A 5,342-nucleotide genomic window follows, 5' to 3' on the forward strand; every position below is an offset into this window, starting at 1 on the left:
ACGCCGTACCACTCGTCGCTCGCCGCCCCGGCGACGTCGGCCGCGGCCAGCAGCGCGAGTTGCCCCGCCGCGTGGGTGCGATCGGCCGCGGGCACGCGGGGAGCGGTGAGCGAGCGTCGGTGGCGCGCAACGAGACCGCGCAGCGACAACGGGTGTTCGGGAACGGATGCCGCCGGCTCGGGCGCGGGGAGCATCTCGAACAACACGCTGGGGCCGGTGTCGTCGTCGTCGACCGCCGTGACGATGAGCATGCGCTCTGCGCGGCTGAGGGCGCGCACGAACAGGCGCAGCTCGTCGTGCATGGCCGCGCGCCGTCGATCGAGCATGCCCGCGGCCGGGAGGTCGGGGTTCTGCACCGCGTCGGTGAGGCGCCAGGTCTCGAGCAGTCCCCCGCGCAAGCGCGTGTTGGGCCATACGCCCTCTTGCACGCCGGCGATGATCACCGTGTCGAACGCCGTGCCCGCGGCGGCGGCCGGGGTCAGGATGCGCACCGTGTCGACGACGGCGGGCTGCTCGATACGGTCTTCGGCCACGTCGCTGTCGAGCACCGCACGGAGGAAGGTCGAGGCCTCACCGTCGGGTTCGCGCTCGGTATAGCGTTTCGCCGCCTGGAAGAGGGCGACGACCGCGTCGAGGTCGCGGTCGGCCTGTTCAGCGATGGGTCCGTGCCCCCGTGACGCTTCTCGCCAGGTGCGCGCCAGTGAGCTGCGTTCCCACGCCGTCCACAGCATCTCGTGGGCGGTCGCACGTGATCGCGCCTGAGCCCCGAGGGCTGACAGGGTCTCGCCGAGGCGGATGGCCCGCCGCGCCTCGCGGGTGTCGACCGCGGCGAGTTCGAGCGGATACCGCACGCCGGAGACGAGCAGGTCGGTGGCCGAGCGCACGCCGCCGTCTGCCACCTCGGCGTGGCGCAGTGCGGTGCGCAGTCGGCGCAGTTCGATCGGATCGAGGCCGCCGAACGTGCCGAGCAGCGCATCGACGACGACCTCGGGAGACCACTCGTCGGGGTCGGTCATGCCCAGCTCGACAAGGCGTACGAGGTCGCGCACGGGTCGCTGCACCCCGAGCGCCAGGCCGGGCCCGCTGGCCCGGGCCGGAACCTCGCGCGCGGCGAGCTCGGACTCGAGGGTGGCCACCTGACGCGAGTCGTGCGCGATCACCGCGCACGAGCCCCACGGCACGCCGCCGAGGACGTGCCGTTCCCGCAGCAGCCGCGAGATCGCGTCGGCCTCCTCGGCGGGCGAGCGGAGGAGGTAGGTGCGCACAGACCCCTGCACCGGCGCGCCCTGCGGTGCCCGGCGGTGCGCGACGACACCGGCGGCGCCGATGCGCGACGACACCTGTCGCACGAGGTCGACCTGTTCGGGCGTTCCCCGGTGCGGCGTCCCCAGGGCCACCGTCGTGCCGAGCTCGCGAGCCAGCCGGGCGAAGTTCTCCGGGGTCGCGCCACGGAAGGCACCGGATGCCACATCGGGGTCGCCGAAGGCGACCACGCCGATGCCGAGCGCGCGGCACGCTCCGAGCACGTCGATGCCGCCGGGGGTGAGCTCTTGTGCGTCGTCGACGAGGATGCACCGCAGCGACGTGAAGCGCCCCAGCAGCTCGCGATCGGCACGGGCGTCGTCGAGCACGGCGACAGCCTCGCGAGCAAGGTCGGCGGCGTCGCGATGGGCCCCGCGCATCGACGCGCGGACGGCGCGGTACTCGTCGGAGAACGACGCCAGCGAGGCCCACACGGGCAGGTCGAGGTGGGAGGCCAGGTCGGCCAGGTCGGCCGACGACACCCCCAGGTCGGTGCACTCGGCGAGGAACGCGCGCACGTCGCCGCGGAACCCCCGGGTCGCCCTGATCGCGGGGCCGAGCCAGTCGGGCCACCGCGAGGCGCCGTCGATCTCGTCGAGAGCGTCGCCCTCGAGCAGGTCGCGGATGATCTGGTCTTCATCGCCGCCCGTGAGCAGCTGCGGGGGTTCGGCGCCACGACGCACCTCGGCGCCGCGCACGAGCTGGAACGCGAATGACGCGACCGAACGCGCGAGCGCACCCGAGGTCGCGCGCCCCACCGCGAGCGCGAGCGGATCTCGCAACGCCGTCGCGGCCGGCCGCGTGGGCGTGAGAACGAGCAGGTGATCGGGATCGACGCCGGATGCCACGAGCTCGCGGACCCGGGCGAGCAGCGCCGTCGTCTTGCCCGAACCGGGGGCGCCGACCACGGCGCCGCTGGCCTCCGCCGCCCACGTCGCCACCGCCTGCTGGTCGGCGTCGAGATCGCCCCCCAGCTGGGGGGATGCCTCGGGGGCCACGGCATCAGGAATCTGCATGCGTCCACGCTAAACCGCACCTCCGACATCGCCCCGGTAGAGGCCCGGGGCGCCGCGCTTCGTCCGGGACGGCCACCGCCCCTCGCCGTTTCGATAGCGGGCGTTCGCCGTCCGCGAAGCGCCGCCCCCACCGGGTCGTGGCCCCGCACGCCTACCCTAGAGTCGAAGAACGAGCAGGGCCGACCGCGGCCCCGCGAGGAAAGGACGCATCGTGGAGATCCGCATCGGCATCACCAACACCGGCCGCGAACTCAACTTCGAGACCAACGAGACCTCCGACGCCGTCAAGACCGCCGTCGCCACGGCTCTCGACTCCTCGGCCAGCCACGTCGCCTTCACGGACGTGAAGGGCAACTCCTACCTCGTCCCCACCGCCAACCTGGCCTTCGTCGAGCTCGGCACCGAAGAGTCGCGCCGCGTCGGCTTCGTCGCATGAGTCCTCGACCGTGCAGATCCTCCTCGGCCTGATCATCGGCGCCGTGATCGGAATCGCCGCGCACTTCTCGCTGCCGCACCGCCACCTGCGGGGGGCGTTTCTCGCGCCGCTCGCCGGCGCCGCGGCGGCCGGGGTCGTCTGGACGGCCGCGACGTGGATGGGGCTCGGGGTCGACTCGCCGATCCTGTGGCTCGTCGCCGTGATCGCACCGGCCGCGACCGCCTTCGCTCTCGTCCCGCTCGTCACCCGGGCGCGTCTCGCTCGAGACCACGCGGACCGCGCGCGGCTTGGCGTCTGATCGGCGTCAGTCCGCGCGATCGATGGCATCCGTTCCGCGCGGTGATCCGCGTCAGGCGGCCAGCCCCATGGCATCCATCCGCCGTGCGTGCGCACCCATCAGTTCGCTGAAGACGGGCTCGACCTTCTCTTCGTCGGCGCGGTCGAGGTGCCCGTGCCGAAGGGCTGCGCGGGCGACGAGCAGCGTGTCGCCGACAAGGCGTCGACCCCAGAGGGCCAGGAGCCAGCGCCACTCCTCGTCGCTGTCGATGGTCGCCGCGATGATGTCGACGATCGCCTGCCGGTCGTCGTCGGCCTGCAGGATGCGGGCGACGCGTCGCCCCGTGTCTCCGTAGCTCGACGACAGCGCGAGGTAGAAGTCGTCGAGCAGGCCCGCCGTGATGTGCACGGTCAGCATGGTCTCTTGCGGGCGCACGCCGTGGGTGTTGCGGCGGAAAGCATCGAGCGACTCGCGGAACGGCAGCATGAGGTGCGTCGGATCGGCTCCCCGGTCGCGGATCAGCGCGACGAGTTCCTGGTGCTTGATCAGGGCGGCACCGGCCGCCCGCGAGAGGGATTCCTTCTCGGCGAGCTCGGGAGTGAGGGCGATCAGCTCGCTCAGCGTCTCGAAGAACCCCAGCTGAAGGTAGGCCGCCTGTCCGAGGAAGGTCTCGACGTCGGGCGCGAGTTCGGCGAAGTCGACGCGCATCGCCTCGCCGAGATCACCGCGCGAGCGCAGTTGGAGCGTGCGGCCCACGGGGCGCTGACGACGACGTAACCACGCGAACACGTAGACAGCCTAGGCGTCGGGGGCTCCGGAGACACGCCGGGTAGAGTGGTCGGGTCCCGACAACGGATCGGGACCCTGCGCCTGTGGACGAGTGAGGGCGTGGATTCGACTCCCAGGCGGTCTCTCGCCGCCGGAACAGGCACCTCATGACGACATTCGCCGAGCTCGGCGTCGACCAGGACATCGTCGACGCCCTCGCGACCAAGGGCATCATCGATGCCTTCCCCATCCAGGAGCAGACGATCCCCCTGGGTCTCCCCGGCCAGGACCTCATCGGCCAGGCGAAGACGGGCACCGGACAGACCTTCGGCGTCGGAATCCCCGTGGGCCAGCGCCTCGGACCGAACCCCGAGCCGGGCGTGAAGGCCCTCATCGTGGTTCCCACCCGTGAACTCGCCGTCCAGGTCTACGAAGACATGGATATGCTCACCAGCAACCGCCCCACCAGCGTCGTCGCGATCTACGGCGGCAAGGCCTACGAGGGCCAGATCGACCAGCTCAAGGCCGGCGCGCAGATCGTCGTCGGCACCCCCGGCCGCCTCATCGACCTCGCCAACCAGCGCCTGCTCGACCTGTCGAGCGCGACCGAGGTCGTGCTCGACGAGGCTGACAAGATGCTAGACCTCGGCTTCCTCGCCGACATCGAGAAGATCTTCTCGAAGGTCCCGCCCGTGCGGCACACGCAGCTGTTCTCGGCGACCATGCCCGGCCCGATCGTGGCCCTCGCGCGCCGGTTCATGTCGAACCCGATCCACATGCGCGCCAATGACCCCGATGAGGGTCTGACCCAGGCCAACATCAAGCACCTCGTCTACCGCGCGCATTCGCTCGACAAGGACGAGGTGATCGCCCGCATCCTGCAATCCGACGGTCGCGAGAAGGCGGTCATCTTCACCCGCACCAAGCGCGCCGCGCAGAAGCTCGTCGACGAGCTCGGCGACCGCGGCTTCAACGCCGCCGCCGTGCACGGCGACATGAGCCAGGAAGCGCGCGAGCGTTCGATGGCAGCGTTCAAGGCCGGCAAGAGAGACGTCCTCATCGCCACCGACGTCGCCGCCCGCGGTATCGACGTCAACGACGTCACCCACGTCATCAACCACACCATCCCCGACGACGAGAAGACCTACCTGCACCGTGCCGGCCGCACCGGTCGCGCCGGCAAGACCGGTATCGCGGTGACGTTCGTCGACTGGGATGACCTGCACAAGTGGGCGCTCATCAACCGCGCCCTCGAGTTCGGCCAGCCCGAACCCACCGAGACGTACTCGTCGAGCCCGCACCTCTACACCGATCTCGACATCCCCGAGGGCACGAAGGGCCGCCTCGTGACGGCGCCGAAGGCGGTCGCACCGAGGCCCGAGAAGAAGGCCGACAACCCCGCGGATGCCGAGGGCGAGGGCGGTCCGCGTCGTCGCCGTCGTCGCGGGGCAGCGGGTGCCACGGCCTCTGGCGAGGCGGCTCCCCGCGATGAGGACGGCGCCGGCACGCACGACGGCGCCGGCAAGGAGCACCACGACGGCAA

General features: G+C 71.5%; 5 protein-coding genes. 3 read left to right on the forward strand and 2 right to left on the reverse strand.

The features are described from left to right. A partial coding sequence (locus tag RWP81_RS13885) for an ATP-dependent helicase (protein ID WP_314457043.1) occupies positions 1-2,318 on the reverse strand: 2,318 nt, incomplete at its 3' end. 211 nt (positions 2,319-2,529) lie between these two features. On the opposite strand from RWP81_RS13885, the gene RWP81_RS13890 reads away from it, so the two are divergent. Both RWP81_RS13890 and RWP81_RS13895 read left to right on the forward strand, forming a co-directional pair. Beyond that, on the forward strand, positions 2,530-2,754 hold the full coding sequence (locus tag RWP81_RS13890; RefSeq protein WP_314457045.1) for a DUF3107 domain-containing protein: 225 nt from the start codon (positions 2,530-2,532) through the stop codon (positions 2,752-2,754). Between the two features lie 10 nt (positions 2,755-2,764). Then, on the forward strand, positions 2,765-3,052 hold the full coding sequence (locus RWP81_RS13895) for a hypothetical protein (RefSeq protein WP_314457048.1): 288 nt from the start codon (positions 2,765-2,767) through the stop codon (positions 3,050-3,052). Positions 3,053-3,103: 51 nt separating this feature from the next. On the opposite strand, the gene RWP81_RS13900 is transcribed toward RWP81_RS13895, so the two are convergent. Next, on the reverse strand, positions 3,104-3,820 hold the full coding sequence (locus RWP81_RS13900; RefSeq protein ID WP_314457050.1) for a ferritin-like fold-containing protein: 717 nt from the start codon (positions 3,818-3,820) through the stop codon (positions 3,104-3,106). A gap of 146 nt (positions 3,821-3,966) precedes the next feature. Here RWP81_RS13900 and RWP81_RS13905 point away from each other — a divergent pair. Further along, a partial coding sequence (locus RWP81_RS13905; protein WP_314457052.1) for a DEAD/DEAH box helicase occupies positions 3,967-5,342 on the forward strand: 1,376 nt, incomplete at its 3' end.

The organism is uncultured Microbacterium sp., assembly GCF_963521695.1.
Taxonomy (GTDB): Bacteria; Actinomycetota; Actinomycetes; order Actinomycetales; family Microbacteriaceae; genus Microbacterium.